Below are 21,719 nucleotides of genomic sequence, written 5' to 3' on the forward strand. Positions count from 1 at the left end.
TGAGTGATGAAATTATTGCAAATTGACGTCAAGGCTGGCGCCACACCAGTCCCCCCGCCAGCAACAGCGCCGCCAGGGCCACCGTCAGCGCCGGTTCCAGCCGGCCCGTCGCCGCGCTGGACAGCGCCGACAATACCGGCCCGATCAATTGCCCGACGGCATAACCGCAGGTGAGCAAACCGGCCATATAGCGCATATGTTCCGGCGCCTGGCGACGGCTGCATTCCAGGGTCAGTTGCACTACGCTGAGAAAACCGCCGCCGGTGAGCAGCGCGCCCACTACCAGGCTGCTTACGCCGGGGAGTTCCAGCATCATCGCGACGCCCAGTCCCTGCGCCCATAGCGTCAACGCCAGCCGTTTGCCGGGGGTCAGAAAGCCGCGGGTCAGAATACCCACGGCAATACCCGCCACGCCGGCGGCGCCAAACACCGGCCAGACCCATTGCCCGAAAGCGCTGCCGGGAAAACGCTGCGCCGCCATTTGGGATAAAAACGTCGCAGGCAGGATATAACCGAAGCCCGCCAGGGAATAGCTCCACAGCAGTTTTTTCAGCACCGGGTTGAGACCGGGCATCGCCTCCAGGGGCGTACGGCGCATAAAATCCCCGCGGCGGGGAAGATACCCGCTGATAAGGGCGATGGGCAGCAGCGCGGTGATACCGTAGACCCACCAGGCATGACCGGCGCTGACGTGGTAATGATGCATGATGAGGGCCAGCAACCCGCTGACCATGATGCCGGTGCCCGGTCCGGCGAAGACCGCCGCGCTCAGCGCCGGCCGGCGCAGGAGCAGCAGTTGATCGTGGGTCCAGGCGGAGACCAGCACCATGGCCCAGCCGCTGGCGATACCGATGACCAGCCTCAGCGCGCCGTGCATCAGGGCGTTGTGGATAACCGCTGACAGCAGCGTCAGCGCCACCGCCCCCCAAACGCCCAGCCAGATCCGGCGCTCAAGCCCTGTGGACGCCCTCATGGCATCATAGGCGCCAATAAGATAGCCAAGATAATTCGCCGCCGCCACCAGGCCGGCGCTGGTGAGAGTCAGCTGACCGGCGTGAATCATCAGCGGTACCTGAGGGGTAAAGGCAAAACGTCCGATCCCCATCGCCACCAATAATGCCAGAAAGCCGCTAAGGGCCACTTTTACCGCCATACCTTCTCCGAAAGACCATTTTTCTGTTGCTAACAGCATGCACGATCAATAAACTCACGGAAAATGAATAATACAGACGAAGTTGCTGACAAAACGAGAAGATATGGATCTGACCCAGCTCAAGATGTTTTGCACCGTCGCAGATACCGGCTCGCTGGCCCGCGCCGCCGAACTGCTGCATCGCGTACCATCCAATCTCACTACCCGCCTGCGCCAGCTGGAAAACGAGGTGGGCAGCGATCTGTTTATCCGCGAGAAACAGCGGATCCGGCTCTCTCCGTTGGGCCATAATTTTCTCTGTTATGCCGCCAAGATCCTGGCCCTGAGCGAAGAAGCGCTGCAAATGGCCCGCGCCGGCGAGCCGGTGGGAAACTTTGCCCTCGGCGCCATGGAAAGCACCGCCGCCATACGCCTGCCGGCGCTGCTGGCGAACTATCACCAGCGTTTCCCCCAGGTTGCCCTGTCGCTGATTACCGGTTCCTCGGGGGAAATGGTGGATAGCGTACGCGCCGGCACGCTGGCCGCCGCCCTGGTGGACGGTCCGGTGACCTATCCGGAAATCCATGGCTGCATCAGTTTCCGTGAAACCCTGGTGCTGATAGCCGGCCTGGATCAGCCCCCCGTGCATGACGCGAGGGACGTTGCCGGTAAAACCGTGTTCGCTTTCCGGCCCAGCTGCTCCTACCGGCGCCGGCTGGAGGCCTGGTTCAACGGTCAAGGCGTGGTCCACGGGCCGGTGATGGAGATCCAGTCTTATCACACCATGCAGGCCTGCGTGGCCAGCGGCGCAGGGGTGGCCATGCTGCCCCTGTCGGTACTGCGCCAATTGCCCGGCCAGGAAAAGGTGACCTTGCACGCCCTGCCGCCGGAAACCGCCGACGTCGCCACCTGGCTGATTTGGCGCCGGGACGCGTTCAGTCCCAATGTACAAGCCCTAAAGCAGCTGATTATCGAACAAGAGGACCCGGCGCCGGAGCGCCTCCCCGCCGCGGTCGGAAATAAACCCCTTCACCCAGCACTTAATATATTTACCTTATAGCTTTCACGTTGCAGGAAAGCGGCAAACGCGCCTGCAACGTGAAAGATCACGGGTATAAAAGGAGTTATTCTATGCAAATGATCAAAACCCGCGCCGCCATCGCCTGGGGCCCTAATCTTCCCCTGTCAGTGGAAGAAGTGGATTTAATGCCGCCGCAAAAAGGAGAAGTGCTGGTGCGTATTGTCGCCAGCGGCGTCTGCCATACCGATGCCTATACCCTGTCGGGCAAGGATCCGGAGGGGGTTTTTCCGGTGATTCTCGGCCATGAGGGCGGCGGCGTGGTGGAAGCGGTGGGCGAAGGCGTTACCAGCGTGGCGGCCGGCGACCATGTGATCCCCCTTTATACTCCCGAATGCGGCGAATGCGAATATTGCCGCTCAGGCAAGACCAATCTTTGCCAGGCCATCCGCGCCACCCAGGGTAAAGGGCTGATGCCGGACGGTACCACCCGGTTCTTCAAGGACGGTAAACCTATTTTTCATTATATGGGTACTTCCACCTTCTCTGAATACACCGTAGTGCCGGAGATTTCCCTGGCCAAAATCAGCAAGGAAGCGCCGCTGGAAGAAGTCTGCCTGCTGGGATGCGGCGTGACCACCGGCATGGGCGCGGTGATCAATACCGCTAAAGTGCAGCCAGGGGACAGCGTGGCGATTTTCGGCCTCGGGGGCATCGGACTGTCGGCGATTATCGGCGCCAAAATGGCCGGCGCCGGACGCATTATCGGCATTGATGTCAACACCGGTAAATTCGATTTGGCGCTGAAACTGGGGGCTACCGATCTTATCAACCCGAAGGACTATGATAAACCCATCCAGGAGGTGATTGTCGAACTTACCCAAGGCGGCGTGGATTTTTCCTTTGAGTGTATCGGCAATGTCAATGTGATGCGTTCGGCGCTGGAGTGCTGCCATAAAGGCTGGGGCGAATCGGTGATTATCGGCGTGGCCGGCGCCGGCGAAGAGATTTCCACCCGGCCGTTCCAACTGGTGACCGGGCGGGTATGGCGCGGTTCGGCCTTTGGCGGCGTTAAGGGACGCTCGCAGTTGCCCGGACTGGTGCAGCGCTATCTGGACGGCGAGTTCCAGCTCAATGATTTTATCACCCATACCATGGGCCTGGAGAAGATCAACGACGCCTTTGAACTCCTGCATGCCGGCAAATCCATTCGTTCGGTGATCCATTTCCGTCCTTGACCTCCCTCCTCCCCCTCCCTGGCCCTGGGGCCGGGGTTTTACGGCATAGTGGATAGTGGATAAGCAACAGGAGCGCCCGATGGAAATGAACCCCGAATGTATCGATGAACACCGGCTGTTCGGCGGCCGGCAGTGTCGCTATCGCCACCACTCCGCCAGCACCAGCGGACCGATGACCTATAGCGTTTTCCTGCCGCCGGCGGATAAGCAGCAGCCGCCCCATGCCATTTACTGGCTCTCCGGCCTGACCTGCAACGACGAGAACTTTACCCTGAAGGCCGGCGCGCAGCGCGTGGCCGCCAAACTCAATCTGGCGCTTATCATGCCCGACACCAGCCCCCGCGGCCAGGATGTGCCGGATGACGCAGCCTATGATCTGGGCCAGGGAGCCGGGTTTTATCTTAATGCCGCCCAGGCGCCCTGGGCCGGGCATTACCGGATGTTTGATTATGTGGCCGACGAACTGCCGGCCCTGGTGCATTCGCAATTTGCCTTGAGCGACCGGCAGGCGGTGATGGGTCACTCCATGGGAGGCCACGGCGCGTTAATGCTCGCGTTGCGCCTGCCGGGGCGATTCCGGTCCGTCTCGGCCTTTGCCCCCATCGTCAATCCCTGCGACGTGCCCTGGGGGCGCAAGGCCTTCGGCGCCTATCTGGGGGACGATGAAAATGCATGGCACGCCTACGACAGCAGCCGCCTGTTGGCGGCCGAGGACGCAAGACCCCTGCCGATATTAATCGATCAGGGGGATGCGGACCCGTTCCTGGGGCTGCAGCTGCAGCCGGAAAAACTGGAGGAGCCGGCGCGGCGGAAGAACTGGCCGCTGACGCTGCGCATGCAGCCGGGTTACGATCACAGCTATTTCTTTATCGCCAGTTTTATCGAGGATCACCTGCGCTTCCATGCGGGGTATCTGAACGCCTGATCAGGGGGAGCCCTATTTCCCTTCGGTTTGGCTGCGCAGCGGGACGCGTTCGTCGGCTGAGTAGTTATTGCTGCGGCCGGGGAACGTCATGTCCTGGTAGCGAATCAGATGCGTTCCGTGCCGCCATTTGTAACCCAGCCAGATCACCAGAAACAGGGGAATGCCGATATAGGTGGCGGTGACGCCGTACCAATCGATGCGGTCCTGAAGAAAAGCCTGATAATTCTGGCCCAGGGTAATCAACAGGCATAACACAAAGGCGAAAATCGGTCCCAGGGGAAAAAAGCCCGCGCGATACGGCAATTCCGCCAGATCACGGCCCTGGATCATATAACCCCGGCGGAAACGGTAGTGACTGATGGCAATGCCCAGCCAGGCGATAAACCCGGTCATGCCGGAGGCGTTCAGCAGCCAGAGATACACTGTCTGGTTACCGTACATGGAGGTGAGGAAACACAGGCCGGCCATGACGGTGGTGAGATACAGCGCGTTGCGCGGCACGCCGCCCTTGGACAATTTGGCGAATATTTTCGGCGCGTTGCCCTGGCAGGCCAGGGTATACAGCATCCTGGTGGAGGCGTACATGCCGGAGTTGCCCGCCGACAGCACCGCCGTCAGAATGACTGCATTCATTACCGCCGCGGCGGAAAGCAGTCCGGCATTGCGGAACACCAGGGTAAAGGGGCTGACGGTGATGTCTTTAACATCGTTGCGTAGCAGATTGGGGTCGGTGTAAGGGATAATGAGGCTTATCACCAGAATAGCCAGCACATAAAACAGCAGGATCCGCCAGAATACCTGGCGTACCGCCCGGGGAATATTTTTCGCCGGGTCGGCGGATTCGCCGGCGGCGATGCCGATAAGCTCGGTGCCCTGGAAAGAGAAGCCGACAATCATCGCTACCCCGATCATGGCCGGGAAACCGCCGGCAAACGGCGCGTTGCCTACCTGCCAGTTATGCCAGCCGGCGCTTTCGCCGCCCCGCAGGATACCTACTATCATCAGTACGCCCACGGCGATAAAGATGATGACCGTCACAACCTTGATCAGCGAAAACCAGTATTCCGCTTCGCCGAAACCTTTTACCGAAATGGCGTTGAGGCTGAACATGATGGCCATGAACAGCGCGCTCCAGATCCAGCCAGGCACGGCCGGGAACCAGTAGCTCATTACCAGCTGCGAGGCCACCAGATCGACGGCGATGGTTACCGCCCAGTTGTACCAGTAGTTCCAGCCGAGGGCGAAACCGAAGCCTTCTTCCACGTAGCGGGCGCCGTAGGTGGAGAAGGATCCGGATACGGGCATATAGGCCGCCAGTTCGCCGAGGCTGGTCATGAGGAAATAGACCATCAGGCCGATGAGGATATATGACAATAACGCCCCACCCGGACCGGCCTGGGAGATGGTGGCGCCCGAGGCGACGAACAGGCCGGTGCCGATGGAGCCGCCGATGGCGATCATTGTCAGGTGACGTGCTTTGAGTTCACGACGCAGCCCCGGAACAGGCCGGGTGTCACTGTGGGTTTCTCGCATGATGATGTTGTCTGTCCATGAAAAATTCGACGGCGGATTGTACCAAAAAGAACAGCGGTGGGGAGTTTAGCTGCCCTGTTATTAGAGAGCTTCATAATGGAGGGGGTATTATTAGCGATACTCCCTTTGGCACGCGCTCCCTTTAACATGTTCGCTGCGCGATCGGTGAACGCGGGCCTACCGCGCTGTGGGGCGCTCCGGCGGGCGGTAAAACCACGCCCGCTTCGACCCCATCAGCACGGTCTCCCTTTAACACGCTCGCTGCGCGATCGGCGATCGCGGGCCTACCGCGCTGTGGGGCGCTCCGGCGGGCGGTAAAACCACGCCCGCTTCGACCCCATCAGAACGGTCTCCCTTTAACACGCTCGCTGCGCGATCGGTGAACGCGGGCCTACCGCGCTGTGGGGTGCTCCGGCGGGCGGTAAAACCACGCCCGCTTCGACCCCATCAGCACGGTCTCCCTTTAACACGCTCGCTGCGCGATCGGCGATCGCGGGCCTACCGCGCTGTGGGGCGCTCCGGCGGGCGGTAAAACCACGCCCGCTTCGACCCCATCAGCACGGTCTCCCTTTAACACGCTCGCTGCGCGATCGGCGATCGCGGGCCTACCGCGCTGTGGGGCGCTCCGGCGGGCGGTAAAACCACGCCCGCTTCGACCCCATCAGCACGGTCTCCCTTTAACACGCCCGTCTCAGGCCTCGGTGATGGCGGGCCGGCCCTGGCAGTATTGCTGGAACCGGGTCAGGGCCTGGGAGAGGTGTTTTTGCCGGTGGTGTACCAGATACAGGGTGCGCATCAGCGGCGGAAGAGGCAGGGTAAGCGTTACCAGCGTGCCCAGGGCCAAGGCTTCCGCCACTACCCGGCGGGACAGGCAGCTAATGCCCAGGCCGTGGCGCACCGCGTGTTTGATGGCTTCGGAGTTGCCGAGTTCCATGACCGACTGGAAACGGGGCAGTTGCGCCAGTAAAAGATAATCGACGATTTCGCGGGTGCCCGATCCCTGTTCCCGCAGTATCCAGGGCGCGTCCGCCAGCTGTTCCAGCGTCAGGGGCCGCCCCGCCAGCGGATTGTCCGGGGCGGCGAACACCACCAGTTCATCTCGCAGCCAAGGCTGCGTCACCAGCGCCGGGTTGTGGCTGGGGCCTTCAATCAGTCCCAGATCGACCCGAAAATCCATCACCGCGTTGATCACATCCATGCTGTTCCCCACCTGTAGCGCCAGCGGGGCATCGGGAAAATCCCGCCGGTAGGCGGCGATGATCTCCGGCAGGATGTAATTGCCGATGGTGCTGCTGGCAAACAGCCGCAATGCGCCATTCCCCTGGTGAAACAGCCGGCCTATTTCTCCGGCCTGCTCAAGCAGCGCCACCGCGCGGGGGTAGAGCAGCCGGCCGTGTTCGTTTAGCACCAGCCGTTTGCCGACGCGATCGAACAGTTTCACCGCCAGCTGATTTTCCAAATCGGTGAGCGCCGCGCTCACCGCCGACTGCGAAAGCGCCATGACGGCGGAGGCCTGGGTGGTGGAGCCGCTTTTCAGCACTTCGGTAAAAATTTCCAACTGGCGCAAGGTGATATGCATGAGACGCTGGGATCCTGCCATTAGGGGGTAACGCCCCTATGATGTAGTATTGCTCTTTAGAATCATGTTAACCCATCGAAATTCGGGGAGAAAGTCATGAAATATGTTGGTGCCCATGTCAGCGCCGCGGGCGGAGCGGATCAGGCGGTGATCCGTGCCCATGAACTCGATGCGACGGCGTTTGCGTTATTTACCAAGAACCAGCGGCAATGGAAAGCGGCGGATCTGGCCCAAGAGGATATTGAAAAATTCCAGGCCGCCTGCGAAAAATACCGTTTCCCGGCCGCGCATATCCTGCCTCACGACAGTTATCTGATTAATCTCGGCCACCCGGTAGAGGAAGCGCTGCAAAAGTCCCGCGACGCCTTTATTGACGAAATGACCCGCTGTCAGCAACTGGGGTTGACCTTGCTGAATTTCCATCCCGGCAGCCATTTACAGCAAATCGAAGAAGAAAAATGCCTGGCGCGCATCGCCGAATCCATTAATATCGCGCTGGATAAAACCGAGGGTGTGACGGCGGTGATTGAAAATACCGCCGGCCAGGGCAGTAACCTGGGGTTTCGTTTTGAACATCTGGCGGCGATTATTCATCATGTGGAAGACAAGAGCCGGGTGGGAGTCTGTATCGATACCTGCCACGCCTTTGCCGCCGGTTATGATTTACGCACCGAGGAGGCCTGTGCGCAGACCTTCGGGGATTTTGCCCGTATCGTCGGATTTAAGTACCTGCGCGGCATGCACCTTAACGACGCCAAAACCGCATTGAACAGCCGGGTCGATCGCCATCACAGCCTGGGGGAAGGCAATATCGGCAAAACCGCTTTTGCCTGGATTATGGGGGATAAGCGTTTTGATGACATCCCGCTTATCCTGGAGACGGTGAATCCCGCTATCTGGCCCGAGGAAATCGCCTGGCTGAAATCCATGGACGGCAAACATAATAAGGATTAGCCCCTTTGGTATCCGGCGACCCGGTATGGGCCGGGCCGCCGGGTCTGTCAGGCCAGCGCTTTGGCGAGCTCCTGATCCGAACGTTTGAGCATGGAATACAGCACGCCCAGCAGCAGGGTGCCGGCGGCAATGGCCACCAGATACAGCAGCACCGGCGTAATGGCTCCCGGTATCAGCAAGACGAACATCCCGCCGTGGGGCGCCATCAGTTTCACGCCGAAGAACATGGACAACGCTCCGGTTACCGCGCCGGAAATCATGCAGCTGGGTATAACCCGAAACGGATCTCGCGCGGCGAAAGGAATGGCGCCTTCGGTGATGAAACACAGGCCGAGGACAAATGCGGCCTTGCCGGCCTCGCGTTCGGTTTTCTCAAATTTGTTGCGCGCCAGCAGCGTCGCGACGGCGATGCCCAGCGGCGGCACCATGCCCGCACCCATCACCGCCGCCATCGGCGCATAGGTCTGGGTGCTGAGCAGCGCGACGCCGAAGGCATAAGCGGCTTTATTAATCGGACCGCCCATATCGCTGCACATCATGGCGCCCAAAATCGCCCCCAGCAGCACGGCGTTGGCGGTGCCCATGGATTGCAGCCAGCCGGTCAGCGCGGCGAGAATTTTAGCCACCGGCGTACCCACCACGTAAATCATTACCAGCCCGGTTATCAAACTGGCGATGAGCGGGATGATCAAGATGGGTTTCAGCGCCGCCATGCTTTGCGGCAGCGGCAGCTTGGTACTGATGGCCTTTGCCACATAGCCCGCCAGGAAACCGGCGATGATGCCGCCGATAAAACCGGCGCCGGTGCTGACCGCCAGCATGCCGCCCACCAGACCCGGCGTCAGCCCCGGACGATCGGCGATGGAAAAGGCGATAAAGCCCGCCAGTACCGGAACCATCAGCGCAAAGGCCGACTTGCCGCCGATTTGCATCAATGCCGCAGCCAGGGTGCCCGGCTGTTCAAACGCATGGATACCAAAAATAAAGGACAAAGCAATGCAAAGCCCCCCCGCCACCACCATCGGCAGCATATAAGAGACGCCGGTGAGCAAATGGCGATAGGGTCCGGTGGTGGTCTTCTTCTCCTGACCCGCCGCGGCCCCGCTTTTCTGGCTGTCCGGCTGGTACACCACCGCTTCCTGCACCGCTTTATCCAGTTCCTGCGCGGTCTTTTTCAGCGCCAGGCCGGTGCTGGTACGGTACATGGGTTTACCGGCGAATTTACTCAAATCCACTTCGATGTCCACGGCCACGATAACCAGATCCGCCTGCCGGATCTCTTCATCGGTAATGGCGTTGCCCGTTCCCACCGAGCCGCGCGTCTCGACCTTGACCCACCAGCCGCGTTTTTTCGCTTCCCCTTCTATGGCTTCCGCCGCCATATAGGTATGGGCCACCCCGGTGGGGCAGGCGGTCACGCCGACAATGCGCTTCGGACCGTTAGAAGAAGACAGCGGCGTCGCGCCGCTTTGGGCCGGCGCCTGGTAGATTTCGGCGGCATTTTTTGCCTGCGTCAGAAAGGCCGCGGGCCGGCTTGCGGCCTGGGCGGCCTCGCCGAAAAAGACCTTTTTCCCGTTCAGCCCGGCGTCAGCAACGGCGGGCGTGCCTACCACCACGACCAATTCCGCATCATCCGCGGAATCCACCAGGGTCAGCCCGGCATCGGCAGCGGCGGCCGCCAGTAATTTTTTCACCAGATGGCCTCGTGCCTGCCCCAGTGAGCTCTCTATTTTCAGCAGCGTTTTCATTTTGTCTCCTGCCGGTCATTAAAAGGTTTTAATTCGACCCGGGCCATCATGGCGGCCAACTGTGGACGATCGGTGATGCCGACATTACTTTGGCTTACCGCCAGCGCCGCTACGGCGGTGGCCAGGCGCAGCGTATGCTCGCTGGATTCGCGCATCAGCAAACCGTAAATCAGGCCGCCTACCATGGAATCCCCCGCGCCCACCGTGCTGACGACTTCGCAGGCCGGCGGTTTTGCCAGCCAGGCGCCGGAGGCGTTAACCCACAGCGCCCCTTCCGCCCCAAGAGAGATAACCACGTGGGCGATGCCCTGTTCCCGCAGTGCGTGAGCGGCGGTGACCACATCCGCCAGGGTGGGCAGTTTATGCCCGGCCCAGATTTCCAGTTCGCGGCGATTGGGTTTTACCAGCCAGGGCGCCGCTTTCAAACCGGCCACCAGCGCTTCGCGGCTGCTGTCGAAAATGATGCACGGACAATGGCTGCGCAGTTTTATCATCCAGTCGGTAAAGGCTTCCGGCGCAACGCCCGTGGGCAGGCTGCCGCTCACCGCCACCATATCGAACTGGCCGAGCCAGGTCAGGGAATCATTGACGAAACGTTCCCAATCCTGCGGCGTCACGTTAAAACCGGAAAAATTGAAATCGGTTACATCGCCCTGCTTTTCCGTCAGCTTGACGTTGATGCGGGTGCGCCCCTGCACCACCTGAAAGCGGTTGGCGATACCCAAATCACTGAACAATAATTGAAAACCGTCCTGGTTCTCTTTGCCCAAAAAGCCCCCTACCGTGACATCGATACCCAGGTCTTTAAGCACCTTGGCTACGTTTATCCCTTTTCCCGCCGCGTGCAGTCCGGTCGTTTGCACCAGGTTCACTTCTCCCCGCTCAATGGCGGGGCAGAATCCCACCAGATCATAGGCCGGATTCAACGTAATCGTTGCGACTCGCCTGCTCATGCCACACCCTCTCCAAGTCCGGAGGCAATTGCCTCGCCAATGGCTTTCAGCGCCTGTTCAGCATCGGCGCCGTCGGCGGTAAAACGTAATCTGTGGCCGTTTTGAACGCCAAGGGCCACGACCTTCATCAGGCTGCGGCCGTTGGCCGGCTTGCCGCTGCCGTCAAGATTGGTGACGGTGACGGCGCTGTTGAATTGTTTGATGACATTCACCAGGGCGGTGCCGGGCCGGGCATGTAACCCATGCTCGTTGCGAATAACGAATTCCGCGCTCAGCAACGACCCCTGCTGCGTCGCTTCGCCGCTGAGCAAGGCCAGCAGCGCGGGCGCATCGGCGGTGAGCAGGCGTTCCGACTGCCCCGCCAGCACCAGATCGCCAAGGGTATTCAATACGCTAAGCGGCTGGTCGTCCGCCATGGCCACCGTTACCAGCAGGGCAACCGACTCTCCGTCCAGGTTAAACGCCGCCAGCGGACGACTCACCGCCACGGCGCTGGCCAGATTGCCGCGGGTGGCGTCGTTCAGCCAGATGCCCTGGCCGAGGTTCAGCGGAGCGCCGCTCACCACGTCGCTGACGAAATCAGCATCCACCGCCCCGGCCTGCTGCAGGCGGCCGGCGTTCAGCGCCTTGAGGGTCATCATATCTTCAGCGGCGATATCCAGCGCCATAAGCGAAATATCGAACAGGAAGGGGGCCGGCAGCCGTTCACCGGTCAGCACGCTGCGCAACTCTTCCGCATCGGTGGTGGTGGCCAGACGGTCCGCCATCTTTTCATCGCTTAATACGTGCGTCAGCTGACGCAGCAGCGCCAGATGTTCGTCGGAACGGGCGGCGATACCGATAACCACATGGGCTATTTGTCCATCGCCCCAGTCGATACCCTGGGGGAACTGAAATACCTGAACGCCGGTTTTCAGCACCAGGTCGCGGGTATCGGTGGTTCCGTGGGGAATGGCGATGCCGCTGCCCAAAAAAGTCGAGGTTTGTTGTTCGCGCTGCAGCATGCCGTTGAGGTAGCCCTCCCGCGCGTAGCCTGCCTGCGTCAGCGCCGCGGCCACCCGCGTAATAGCCTCTTGCTTGTTCGGGGCCTGGGCACCGAGGTGAATATCGTTCAGTGACAACTCAAACATACTTCTCCTCGCTTGCTGAAATTGAATCGATTCAGCTTTAATGGGAAATAATCGCGCCATTCTCTGGAACCGATCCCGGAAATGACGCTGAAACGTTTCAAGAAAGTTTCCGACGTTGCGGAATCGAATGCAAGCATCGGCGAATTATTCCTATTGAATCTTTGAAGCCACGCACATTTTGCTGACATGATATCAATAAATACCGGTTTTTTACCGCTAAAGCTGAAGTGCAGCTGAAGCGCCCTGCTACGAACCGGGAGACCCATTCTCCGTTTATGCCATTAAGACCGGTCATACCTGGGATTGAATGACGGCCAATGGGATTTTTAGCAAAAAATGTCAGGAACGGGCCTTGATTGTATTATTTTTCGCCGGAGACTTTCGTTTTGGCATAACCGGCGTATGATGCCCGCGTCCTCCTCCGTTTTTGATTCAGACCTCATTATCATGCATACGCCTATCGCCCTTTCGCGGCGTCTACCGGATATGACCGCTTCGGCATTTCTGGTTATCGCTTTTCTTTCCGGTATCGCCGGCGCGCTGCAACTCCCGACGTTAAGCCTTTTTCTTTCCACCGATGTGCAGGCACGCCCGTTTATGGTGGGATTGTTTTACACCGGCAGCGCCGTGATAGGCATTGCGGTCAGCCAGTTCCTGGCCGGCCGTTCCGATAAAAAGGGCGACCGCAAAATGCTGATTTTCCAATGCTGCGCCCTTGGAGCGGCGGGTTGCGTGCTTTTTGCCTTCAACCGCAACTATTTTGTCCTGCTTATCTTCGGCGTACTGCTCACCAGCTTCGGTTCCACCGCCAACCCGCAATTGTTTGCCCTGGCGCGGGAGCATGCCGATCACAGCGGCCGCGAGTCGGTGATGTTCAGCTCGGTGATGCGCGCGCAGGTCTCCCTGGCCTGGGTGATTGGTCCGCCGCTGGCCTTTGCCCTGGCGCTGGGTTTTGGTTTCAAGGCCATGTATATGATGGCGGCGGCCACCTTTGTGGTATGCGGCGGCCTGGTGTGGATGCTGCTGCCCACCATGCGCAAGTCGCTGCTTACAACCGAGGCGGTGATGGAAGCCCCTCGGCGCAACCGCCGGGATACGCTGCTGCTGTTTTCCGCCTGTACCCTGATGTGGACCTGCAACTGCATGTACCTTATCAACATGCCTTTATACCTGATCCATGAACTGGGGCTGCCGGAAAAAATGGCCGGGATCATGATGGGTACCGCCGCCGGCCTGGAAATCCCCACCATGCTTATTGCCGGCTATATTTCCAAGCAATATGGCAATCGTTTATTGATGCGCATCGCCGTGGCAGCCGGCCTGCTGTTCTACCTGGGGCTTATCTTGTTTACCGATGCCACGGCGCTGCTGCTGCTGCAGCTGCTTAATGCGGTTTTCATCGGTATACTGGCGGGTATCGGCATGATCTATTTTCAGGATCTGATGCCCGGCCAGGCCGGCGCGGCCACGACGCTGTTTACCAATACCGGCCGGGTCGGCTGGATTTTCGCCGGATCGCTGGCCGGGCTGATATCTGAAATCTGGCAATTGCACGGGGTTTTTTATGTGGCATTGCTTATGATTGCCGGCGCCGGTTATTGCATGTGGCGCATCCGTGATGTAGATTCGCCGCTGCCCCGCGACACACACACTTCCCCCTTGCCTGGAACGCCCGGCAACGGTAACGTGTCGCCATAGATTCCGACACAATTATACAGGTCCATGTTAATGGCTAGAGCAAACGAAATTAAGCGCGGTATGGCGGTGAACTACAACGGCAAACTGTTGCTGGTAAAAGATATTGATATTCAAAGCCCGAGCGCACGCGGGGCCAGTACGCTTTACAAGATGCGTTTTTCCGATGTCCGCACCGGACTGAAAGTGGAAGAGCGTTTCAAGGGCGACGATATCCTCAACACCATTGATCTGGTCCGCCGGTCGGTGACCTTTTCTTACATCGACGGTGATGAATATATCTTTATGGACGACGAGGATTACACGCCTTATCCGTTCAAAAAAGATCAAATCGAAGACGAGCTGCTGTTTATTCCCGAAGGCGGCATCCCCGGCATGCAGGTGCTGACCATGGACGGACAGGTGCTGGCGCTGGAGCTGCCGCAGACGGTTGATCTTGATATTGTCGAGACCACGCCGGGCATCAAGGGAGCCTCCGCCAGCGCCCGCACCAAACCGGCGCTGATGAGCACCGGCCTGACGGTATCGGTACCGGAATATCTTAACAGCGGCGAAAAAATTCGTATTCACGTGGCCGAACGCCGCTATATGAGCCGCGCCGATTGATGTATCGACCCCGCCACCGGCGCTGCGCAACGCTATGACCGCCAAAACGACCCTGGTAACCGGTTTTCTCGGCAGCGGGAAAACCACCACCCTGCAGCACCTGCTGGCGCACAAGCCGGCTGATGAACGCTGGGCCGTGCTGGTGAACGAGTTCGGCGAAATAGGTATCGACGGCGCCCTGCTGGCCGATAGCGGCGCTCTTCTCAAAGAGATCCCCGGCGGCTGCATGTGCTGCGTCAACGGCCTGCCGATGCAGGTAGGGCTTAATAGCCTGCTGCTGCGCGGCCGCCCTGACCGATTGCTTATTGAGCCCACCGGCCTTGGCCACCCGAAAGAAATCCTCCGCCTGCTCGCCTCGCCGTTTTATGAAAGCTGGATAAACCTGCAGGCGACCCTCTGTCTGCTTGACGCGCGCCAGCTCAGCGACGCGCGTTATACCGACAACGAGAATTTTCGCGATCAGCTGGCGGCGGCGGATATCATTATCGCCAATAAGCAGGATAGCTACGCCCCGCGCGATCGGGAACTCCTCGCGGCCTGGGCCCGTGACCATGGCGGAGAAAGGCCGATTATCGGCGCCACCCGCGGCGATATTTCCCTCGCGCTGCTGGACAGTCCGCGGCGCAACCTGCGGGAACTGCCCGGGGGAACGCACCACCACGCCGTCCCCGCCGCCAAAACCGGTCTGGCCGCCCTCAGCCTGCCCGCCAATGCCGGCTGGCGCCGTGCGTTGAACCGCGGCCAGGGGTATGAATCCTGCGGCTGGATTTTTGACGGCGAAACGGTTTTTGATACCGTCCGCCTGCTGGAATGGGCGCGGTTGGCGCCGGTGGAACGGGTCAAAGGGGTTATGCGCATTGCTGAAGGGGCATTGATGGTCAATCGCCAAGGGGATTCCCTCTTTATCGAGACCCGCCCGGCGCCGCCTCCCGACAGCCGAATCGAACTGATCAACCCTGCGCCAGCCGAATGGAATATTTTACAATCGAATTTGTTGAGGGCACGTTTAAATTAGCATTATTATTATTACATTAATGTTAATTTCTGAATGGGTCCCGTGTCATGCAACGCTTACCGGCTATCATAGCCCTCAACTTAGCGGGAGTTGTGCTCTTCTTTTCCTGGTATCTCCCGCCGGACCACGGTTTCTGGTTCACCGTCGATTCATCCATTTTCCTGCATTTCAACCGTCTGATGACCCAGAGTCATGCCTTTGCCCTGTTCCTGGCCGTCACCAATTACCGGGCCTTTGATGCCATTGCCCTGCTGTTCATGGGTGCAATGTATTTTTATTACTATCGCCGGTCCGGCCGGGAAGAGCGCTACCGCATGTTAAGTATCGGTATCGTGATGCTGCTTTCCGCTGTGGTGCTCAATCAACTGGGCCATTTGCTGCCCGTCAGCCACCCCAGTCCGACGCTGTTTTTCGAAAATGACCCTCGCGTGGCGCGCGTATCGCAGTTTGTGGATATCCCCACCAAAGATGCCTCCGCGGACAGCTTTCCCGGCGACCACGGCATGATGCTGATGATTTTCGCCGTTTATATGTGGCGCTATTTCGGCCGGCGCGCGTTTATCGGCGGTCTGGCGATCCTGGTGGTTTTCTCGCTGCCCCGGCTGATGATCGGCGCCCACTGGTTTACCGATATCGCGGTGGGTTCGCTGTCGGTGCTCTTGGTGGGACTGAGCTGGTGGCTGCTTACCGACGCCTGCGATAAGCTGGTGAACCGCATTAATCATCTTCTGCCGGGCGCGCGGATCAACAGGTTTCAATAGGATTTCATTATGTCGGCGTTAATGCTTTGCACGGCCTACCTTAAAAAGCGTTAACGCCGGACGACCGCTTTCCCCTCTCCTCCAGGGCAACATTCCCCGTCCGCCGCCCTTCTCTGTTGAGATGTTATTGTTCAGATCCATTTTTTAACTTTATTTTCATCAAACTTTCACATCATGAAAAGTTATAAATTAGTCGATAAAAATTCTCGCTTTCCCTTATTCATTACGGTAACCTCGAATTCGCTGTACTCATGGACTGATATTTATGCCAATTAAAATGTGTGAGAGAAACCACACAATGCAGGAATAATAGTTGGTCGATTGGTATTTGCGCTTTATTCTCGATTCGTTTGGCATTTTATAGCGGCACCGTCGCTAAGGACTTTAAGGGATAACACTTATAATGGTCAAATCTCAACCTATTTTGAGATATGTTCTGCGGCTCATCCCCGCAGTGGCGGTAGCGGTAGTACTTTCCGCCTGTAGTTCTCAGAGTTCCAGGCAAACCGCTGAGATGCATGCAGTTAATGATAATGATCAGTCTTCACTGCAAGCCTCTCAGGATCAATTTGAAGAAATGGTCCGTAATGTCGACATTAAAACGAAAATTATGGATCAATATGCCGTCTGGAAAGGCGTGCGTTATCGGCTAGGCGGCAGTACCAAACGCGGTATTGATTGTTCAGCATTTGTCCAAATGACCTTCAAAGAGCAGTTCGGCCTTGAATTACCCCGTTCCACCACGGAACAGCAGGGAATGGGCTCTAAAATCCAGCGCACCAAGCTGCGTCCGGGTGATTTAGTGTTGTTCCATGCCGGTTCCACCGGTCGCCACGTGGGAATTTATCTGGGTAATGATCAATTCGTTCATGCTTCAACCACCAGTGGTGTGATGATTTCCAGCATGAATGAAGATTATTGGAAAAAACGCTATCGCGAAGCACGAAGGGTACTGGTCCACGGTACACAAAGCTAAATAATGGTTATTATTTAAACGCCCTGAATGCCGAACGAGAAAAAAAAGCCGCCTTAATAAGTCGGCTTTTTTATGTTCATTCTTAAAGTTTTGTAAATCTCATAATTAGATTACTTAATTAATAATTTGCTTTAAGTTAATGGAATTAACGGCCATAGACTTTAGTTAATGAACGTTCATTAATAAATGAGCCGCCTTTACTGACGGCTGCATAAGGCAAAATAAGAACAATTCAGGAAACATTTTCCCTTAAATATTTACCCTATTATTCGTTGCACTCGCCGATAAATTATGATAGAGCCGGCGCGGCGCACCGCTGGATTCTCACTGCCACTCGCCCCCTCGATTTGCCTAACGCGATAAACAAAAAAAACCGCTGATAATTTTGACATTAAAATTATTTATATCGTTATTACCGCTATTATAATAAACGCAGTCATACTGCACATTGCCGGCATGATGGCCTTGTTATTCAGCTTGAGTCAGTCAGTATCTGCGCAGGAGCGTAACCTGATGTTTTTACGTTTTTGGATAGCGCTGGTTTTCAGTATCGTTAGCTACGGTCCGCACGCCGAGGCCATTAACGAAGGTTATGCGTTTGCGCTGTTGGGAGAGCCAAAGTACAGCAGTGATTTCAATCATTTCGATTACGTCAATCCCGCCGCCCCCAAAGGCGGAGCCGTGACGTTGGCCGCCATCGGCACCTTTGACAATTTCAACCGTTACGCTTTGCGTGGCTCCGCCGCCATGCGGACCGATCAGCTCTATGACTCGCTGTTCACCACCTCCGACGATGAAATGGGCAGTTATTACCCGCTGGTGGCGGAGTCCGCTCGCTACCCGGCGGATTTCAAGTGGATTGAAATCACCATCAATCCCCGGGCCCGCTATCATAATCACCAGTCCATCACCGCGCGGGATGTCGCCTTTACCTTCAACAAATTCATGACCGAAGGGGTGCCCCAGTTCAGGCTTTATTATAAAGGCGTTACCGCCACGGCCATCGCGCCGCTGACCGTGCGTTATGAATTCCCCCAGCCCGATAAAGACAAAATGCTGGGTTTGCTGGACTTGCCCATTTTGCCGGAAAGCTTCTGGCAACATCACAAACTGAGCGACCCGCTGTCCTCGCCGCCGCCGGCCAGCGGTCCTTATCGCATCACCGCCTGGCGCACGGGCCAGTACGTCACTTACTCCCGGGTCAAGGATTACTGGGGGGAGACATTGCCGGTGAATCGCGGGCGTAATAATTTCGATACTATCCGTTATGACTATTACCTGGACGACAATGTCGCGCTGGAGGCCTTTAAAGCCGGCGCCTACGATCTGCGGGTGGAAACTTCGCCGAAAAATTGGGCCACTCAGTACCACGGCGGTAATTTTGACCGTGGTTACATCGTCAAACAGGAAGTGCCCAATAACGCTCCGGTCACTACGCCCTGGCTGGCGTTTAATATCCAGCGTCCGCTGTTCGCCGACAGGCGGGTGCGCGAGGCCATCGGCCTGGCATTTGATTTCGAATGGATGAACAAGGCGCTTTTCTTTAACGGCTATGAACGGGTCAACAGCTATTTTATCAATACCGACTACGCCGCCAGAGGATATCCCGACGCCGCCGAGCTGGCCTGGCTGGCGCCGCTGAAAGGGCAGATCCCGCCGGAAGTCTTTACCGATATTTACCATCCGCCGGTCTCGGACGGCAGCGGATACGATCGGAAAAACCTGCTCAAGGCGCTCACCTTGTTAAAAGAGGCCGGTTGGGAGTTGAAAAACCAGCAATTGGTGAACAGTAAAACCGGTAAACCCTTCCAGTTTGAAATGATGCTGATGAGCGGCAACAACAGCCAATATATCCTGCCGTTCCAGCATAATCTGCAGCGGCTGGGCATTACCCTCCAGATTCGGGAAGTGGACAGCGCGCAATTCACCAACCGGCTGCGCAAGCGCGATTTTGATATGATGCCCGCCACCTACGCGCCGTTCCCCTATCCCAGCGGGGATTTGCAGATCATGTGGGGTTCGGCCTATGTGGAATCCACCTATAATCGGCCGGGGGTAAAGGATCCCGCCATCGACCGACTGATCAATGAAATCGTTCATCACCAGGGGGACGAAAAAGCCCTGCTTTCCCTTGGACGGGCCCTGGACCGGGTGCTGACCTGGAATCAATTTATGATCCCCATGTGGTTCTCCCATCAGACCCGGTTGGCCTATTGGGATAAATTCGCCATGCCGGAAATTCGTCCCACTTATGCGCTGGGTTTCGACACCTGGTGGTACGATGTCAACCGGTCGGCGAAATTGCCTGCGGAACGGCGCTAACAGAGGGGCTTGCATGACGTCATATCTATTGCGTCGATTATTACTGGTCATTCCCACGCTGTGGGCCATCATTACGCTGAATTTTTTTATCGTGCAAATTGCTCCCGGCGGCCCGGTGGATCAGGCCATTGCCGCCATTGAAACGGGTCAGCAAAGCGGTTTCTCCGGCGGCGGCCACACCGATCCCACCGCCCGCATCCAGACGCTGCACGGCGGACAAATCGGCGACAGCCAGTATCGCGGCGCCCGCGGACTGGATCCGGAGGTCATTGCTGAAATCACCAAGCGCTATGGCTTTGACAAGCCGCTGCACGTGCGCTATTTCACCATGCTGTGGAATTATGTGCGGTTTGATTTCGGCGACAGCCTGTTTCGCGGCTCGTCGGTCATGGAATTGATAAAAGAGAGCCTGCCGGTTTCCATTACCCTGGGACTATGGAGCACGCTGATTATTTATTTAGTGTCCATTCCGCTGGGCATCAGGAAGGCGGTCCATAACGGCAGCGGATTCGATGTCTGGAGCAGCACGCTGATTATCGTCGGTTATGCCATTCCGGCGTTTCTGTTCGCCATATTGCTGATAGTGCTGTTTGCCGGCGGCAGCTATCTGGATTGGTTTCCGCTGCGCGGTCTGGTCTCCAGCCATTTCGACAGTCTGCCGTGGTATAAAAAAATCACGGATTACCTCTGGCATATCACGCTGCCGGTGCTGGCCACGGTCATCGGCGGATTCGCCACCCTGACCATGCTAACCAAAAACGCGTTTCTGGATGAAATCCGCAAGCAGTACGTCATCACCGCACGGGCCAAGGGGCTGGATGAAAACCAGATTCTCTACCGCCACGTGTTCCGCAACGCCATGCTGCTGGTGATAGCCGGTTTTCCCGCGACGTTTATCAGCATGTTTTTCACCGGATCGCTGCTGATTGAAGTGATGTTTTCCCTCAACGGACTGGGGCTGCTCGGTTACGATGCCACCCTGCAGCGGGATTATCCGGTGATGTTCGGCACCCTGTATATTTTTACCCTTATCGGGCTGTTGCTGAATATTCTCAGCGACATGACCTACACATTGGTGGATCCCCGCATTGATTTCGAGGGACGGCAATGAGCGGATTAAGCCCGGTAAACCAGGCGCGTTGGGCGCGCTTTCGCCGTAATCGCCGCGGCTACTGGTCGTTATGGCTGTTTTTGCTGTTGTTCGCCGTAAGCCTGGGATCGGAACTGGTGGCCAACGACAAGCCCCTGCTGGTTCGTTATGAAGGGCGGTTGTATTTTCCCCTGCTGTTCAACTATAACGAAACCACCTTCGGCGGCGAGCTGGCCACCGCGGCGGATTATCGCGATCCCTATGTCGCGCACCGGCTGGAATCCCACGGCTGGACGCTCTGGGCGCCCATTCGCTACGACTACCGCACTATCAACTTCGCCACCAAGGTCCCCTTCCCTTCGCCGCCCAATGCGCAAAACTGGCTGGGCACCGACAGTTCCGGCAAAGACGTGCTGGCGAATTTACTGTATGGCTTTCGACTGTCGATGCTGTTCGGACTGGCCCTGACCTTGTTCTCCAGCCTGATAGGCATTATCGCCGGCGCTACGCAGGGATACTACGGCGGCAGGCTGGACCTGTGGGGCCAGCGCTTTATCGAAGTCTGGTCGGGTATGCCGACGCTGTTTTTGATTATTCTGCTGTCGAGCGTGGTGCCGCCGAATTTTTGGTGGCTGCTGGGCATCACCGTGCTGTTCGGCTGGATGAGCCTGGTGGGGGTGGTGCGGGCCGAATTCCTGCGCACCCGCAACTTTGACTATATCCGCGCCGCCCAGGCCATGGGGGTCAGCGACGGGATGATTATGCTGCGCCATATGCTGCCCAACGCCATGGTGGCGACGCTGACGTTTATGCCGTTTATTCTCTGCGGCTCCATAACCACCCTGACGTCACTGGACTTCCTGGGTTTTGGTCTGCCGCTGGGTTCGCCTTCCCTGGGCAATTTGCTGCTGGAAGGCAAAAACAACCTGCAGGCGCCCTGGCTTGGCATTACCGCGTTTGTGATGCTGGCCCTGGTATTGTCGCTTTTGATTTTTATCGGCGAGGCGGTGCGCGACGCTTTCGACCCCGGCAAGGGCCATTAAC

Annotated in this window: 18 protein-coding genes; 12 read left to right on the top strand and 6 right to left on the bottom strand. The window is 57.8% G+C overall.

Annotated elements, in window-relative coordinates; all coding sequences use genetic code 11:
* Nucleotides 1-28 precede the first annotated feature (28 nt).
* The gene (locus ACL2XJ_RS26275) at nt 29-1,153 is read right to left on the bottom strand and encodes a YbfB/YjiJ family MFS transporter (RefSeq protein ID WP_413725077.1); all 1,125 of its coding nucleotides are present in this window, start codon (nt 1,151-1,153) and stop codon (nt 29-31) included.
* A 103-nt stretch (nt 1,154-1,256) separates the two neighbouring features.
* On the opposite strand from ACL2XJ_RS26275, the gene ptrR reads away from it, so the two are divergent.
* The 3 genes from ptrR (at nt 1,257) to fghA (ending at nt 4,313) form a co-directional block, all read left to right on the top strand.
* Nucleotides 1,257-2,192 carry a putrescine utilization regulator PtrR gene (ptrR, locus tag ACL2XJ_RS26280; protein WP_413725078.1) on the top strand — a complete coding sequence of 312 codons (936 nt, stop codon included), beginning with the start codon at nt 1,257-1,259 and terminating at the stop codon, nt 2,190-2,192.
* Nucleotides 2,193-2,263: 71 nt separating this feature from the next.
* Entirely contained in the window at nt 2,264-3,388 is a 1,125-nt protein-coding gene (locus tag ACL2XJ_RS26285; protein WP_132927381.1) for an S-(hydroxymethyl)glutathione dehydrogenase/class III alcohol dehydrogenase, read from the top strand.
* Nucleotides 3,389-3,467: 79 nt separating this feature from the next.
* Nucleotides 3,468-4,313: an S-formylglutathione hydrolase gene (fghA, locus tag ACL2XJ_RS26290; protein ID WP_413725079.1), complete on the top strand. Its 846-nt coding sequence runs from the start codon at nt 3,468-3,470 to the stop codon at nt 4,311-4,313.
* 12 nt (nt 4,314-4,325) lie between these two features.
* Here fghA and ACL2XJ_RS26295 read toward each other — a convergent pair whose 3' ends face one another.
* Together ACL2XJ_RS26295 and yieE are read right to left on the bottom strand one after the other, a co-directional pair.
* Nucleotides 4,326-5,846 carry an amino acid permease gene (locus ACL2XJ_RS26295; RefSeq protein ID WP_413725080.1) on the bottom strand — a complete coding sequence of 507 codons (1,521 nt, stop codon included), beginning with the start codon at nt 5,844-5,846 and terminating at the stop codon, nt 4,326-4,328.
* A 691-nt stretch (nt 5,847-6,537) separates the two neighbouring features.
* Nucleotides 6,538-7,425 (bottom strand): DNA-binding transcriptional regulator YeiE, encoded by an 888-nt coding sequence (gene yieE, locus ACL2XJ_RS26300; RefSeq protein ID WP_132927375.1) that lies wholly within the window; start codon nt 7,423-7,425, stop codon nt 6,538-6,540.
* A gap of 96 nt (nt 7,426-7,521) precedes the next feature.
* Here yieE and nfo point away from each other — a divergent pair, with 96 nt between their 5' ends.
* Nucleotides 7,522-8,379, top strand: a complete 858-nt coding sequence (nfo, locus tag ACL2XJ_RS26305) for a deoxyribonuclease IV (RefSeq protein WP_413725081.1) — start codon at nt 7,522-7,524, stop codon at nt 8,377-8,379.
* A gap of 47 nt (nt 8,380-8,426) precedes the next feature.
* Here the strand turns inward: nfo and fruA are convergent, their stop codons facing one another.
* Genes fruA through fruB form a run of 3 tightly spaced genes read right to left on the bottom strand, consistent with a single transcriptional unit; the run spans nt 8,427 to nt 12,210 of the window.
* Entirely contained in the window at nt 8,427-10,127 is a 1,701-nt protein-coding gene (gene fruA / locus ACL2XJ_RS26310) for a PTS fructose transporter subunit IIBC (RefSeq protein WP_413725082.1), read from the bottom strand.
* Nucleotides 10,124-11,080 (bottom strand): 1-phosphofructokinase, encoded by a 957-nt coding sequence (fruK, locus tag ACL2XJ_RS26315; protein WP_132927369.1) that lies wholly within the window; start codon nt 11,078-11,080, stop codon nt 10,124-10,126. Before fruK ends, fruA begins: the two co-directional genes overlap by 4 nt.
* Nucleotides 11,077-12,210, bottom strand: coding sequence for a fused PTS fructose transporter subunit IIA/HPr protein (fruB, locus tag ACL2XJ_RS26320; RefSeq protein ID WP_132927367.1), 1,134 nt, complete (start codon nt 12,208-12,210; stop codon nt 11,077-11,079). The genes fruK and fruB overlap by 4 nt, the downstream gene beginning before the upstream one ends.
* 447 nt (nt 12,211-12,657) lie before the next feature.
* Here fruB and ACL2XJ_RS26325 point away from each other — a divergent pair, with 447 nt between their 5' ends.
* The 8 genes from ACL2XJ_RS26325 (at nt 12,658) to ACL2XJ_RS26360 (ending at nt 21,718) form a co-directional block, all read left to right on the top strand.
* Nucleotides 12,658-13,908 (top strand): sugar efflux transporter, encoded by a 1,251-nt coding sequence (locus tag ACL2XJ_RS26325; protein WP_132927365.1) that lies wholly within the window; start codon nt 12,658-12,660, stop codon nt 13,906-13,908.
* Between the two features lie 30 nt (nt 13,909-13,938).
* Nucleotides 13,939-14,511 (top strand): elongation factor P-like protein YeiP, encoded by a 573-nt coding sequence (gene yeiP, locus ACL2XJ_RS26330; protein WP_132927363.1) that lies wholly within the window; start codon nt 13,939-13,941, stop codon nt 14,509-14,511.
* A 34-nt stretch (nt 14,512-14,545) separates the two neighbouring features.
* Nucleotides 14,546-15,526, top strand: a complete 981-nt coding sequence (locus ACL2XJ_RS26335) for a CobW family GTP-binding protein (protein WP_413725083.1) — start codon at nt 14,546-14,548, stop codon at nt 15,524-15,526.
* Nucleotides 15,527-15,573: 47 nt separating this feature from the next.
* Complete coding sequence (locus tag ACL2XJ_RS26340; protein WP_413725084.1) at nt 15,574-16,287, top strand: phosphatase PAP2 family protein; 714 nt, start codon at nt 15,574-15,576, stop codon at nt 16,285-16,287.
* A 403-nt stretch (nt 16,288-16,690) separates the two neighbouring features.
* Nucleotides 16,691-17,263 (top strand): bifunctional murein DD-endopeptidase/murein LD-carboxypeptidase, encoded by a 573-nt coding sequence (gene mepS, locus ACL2XJ_RS26345; protein WP_132927358.1) that lies wholly within the window; start codon nt 16,691-16,693, stop codon nt 17,261-17,263.
* A gap of 513 nt (nt 17,264-17,776) precedes the next feature.
* Nucleotides 17,777-19,585, top strand: a complete 1,809-nt coding sequence (locus ACL2XJ_RS26350; protein WP_132927356.1) for an extracellular solute-binding protein — start codon at nt 17,777-17,779, stop codon at nt 19,583-19,585.
* 13 nt (nt 19,586-19,598) lie between these two features.
* The gene (locus ACL2XJ_RS26355; RefSeq protein WP_413725085.1) at nt 19,599-20,696 is read left to right on the top strand and encodes a microcin C ABC transporter permease YejB; all 1,098 of its coding nucleotides are present in this window, start codon (nt 19,599-19,601) and stop codon (nt 20,694-20,696) included.
* Complete coding sequence (locus ACL2XJ_RS26360; protein ID WP_132927352.1) at nt 20,693-21,718, top strand: ABC transporter permease; 1,026 nt, start codon at nt 20,693-20,695, stop codon at nt 21,716-21,718. Before ACL2XJ_RS26355 ends, ACL2XJ_RS26360 begins: the two co-directional genes overlap by 4 nt.
* Nucleotide 21,719 lies beyond the last annotated feature (1 nt).

The sequence above is a fragment of the Sodalis sp. RH16 genome, from assembly GCF_047324245.1.
Lineage (GTDB): Bacteria > Pseudomonadota > Gammaproteobacteria > Enterobacterales > Enterobacteriaceae > Acerihabitans > Acerihabitans ligni.

Bases quoted from the DNA above. Each gene is read 5' to 3' on its own strand.
- yieE (WP_132927375.1), bottom strand. From the start codon at position 7,425: ATGCATATCACCTTGCGCCAGTTGGAAATTTTTACCGAAGTGCTGAAA.
- fruB (WP_132927367.1), bottom strand. From the start codon at position 12,210: ATGTTTGAGTTGTCACTGAACGATATTCACCTCGGTGCCCAGGCCCCG.
- ACL2XJ_RS26355 (WP_413725085.1), top strand. From the start codon at position 19,599: ATGACGTCATATCTATTGCGTCGATTATTACTGGTCATTCCCACGCTG.
- fruA (WP_413725082.1), bottom strand. From the start codon at position 10,127: ATGAAAACGCTGCTGAAAATAGAGAGCTCACTGGGGCAGGCACGAGGC.
- ptrR (WP_413725078.1), top strand. From the start codon at position 1,257: ATGGATCTGACCCAGCTCAAGATGTTTTGCACCGTCGCAGATACCGGC.
- fruK (WP_132927369.1), bottom strand. From the start codon at position 11,080: ATGAGCAGGCGAGTCGCAACGATTACGTTGAATCCGGCCTATGATCTG.
- ACL2XJ_RS26340 (WP_413725084.1), top strand. From the start codon at position 15,574: ATGCAACGCTTACCGGCTATCATAGCCCTCAACTTAGCGGGAGTTGTG.
- fghA (WP_413725079.1), top strand. From the start codon at position 3,468: ATGGAAATGAACCCCGAATGTATCGATGAACACCGGCTGTTCGGCGGC.
- ACL2XJ_RS26350 (WP_132927356.1), top strand. From the start codon at position 17,777: ATGTTTTTACGTTTTTGGATAGCGCTGGTTTTCAGTATCGTTAGCTAC.
- ACL2XJ_RS26275 (WP_413725077.1), bottom strand. From the start codon at position 1,153: ATGGCGGTAAAAGTGGCCCTTAGCGGCTTTCTGGCATTATTGGTGGCG.
- nfo (WP_413725081.1), top strand. From the start codon at position 7,522: ATGAAATATGTTGGTGCCCATGTCAGCGCCGCGGGCGGAGCGGATCAG.
- ACL2XJ_RS26325 (WP_132927365.1), top strand. From the start codon at position 12,658: ATGCATACGCCTATCGCCCTTTCGCGGCGTCTACCGGATATGACCGCT.
- ACL2XJ_RS26360 (WP_132927352.1), top strand. From the start codon at position 20,693: ATGAGCGGATTAAGCCCGGTAAACCAGGCGCGTTGGGCGCGCTTTCGC.
- mepS (WP_132927358.1), top strand. From the start codon at position 16,691: ATGGTCAAATCTCAACCTATTTTGAGATATGTTCTGCGGCTCATCCCC.
- ACL2XJ_RS26285 (WP_132927381.1), top strand. From the start codon at position 2,264: ATGCAAATGATCAAAACCCGCGCCGCCATCGCCTGGGGCCCTAATCTT.
- ACL2XJ_RS26335 (WP_413725083.1), top strand. From the start codon at position 14,546: ATGACCGCCAAAACGACCCTGGTAACCGGTTTTCTCGGCAGCGGGAAA.
- ACL2XJ_RS26295 (WP_413725080.1), bottom strand. From the start codon at position 5,846: ATGCGAGAAACCCACAGTGACACCCGGCCTGTTCCGGGGCTGCGTCGT.
- yeiP (WP_132927363.1), top strand. From the start codon at position 13,939: ATGGCTAGAGCAAACGAAATTAAGCGCGGTATGGCGGTGAACTACAAC.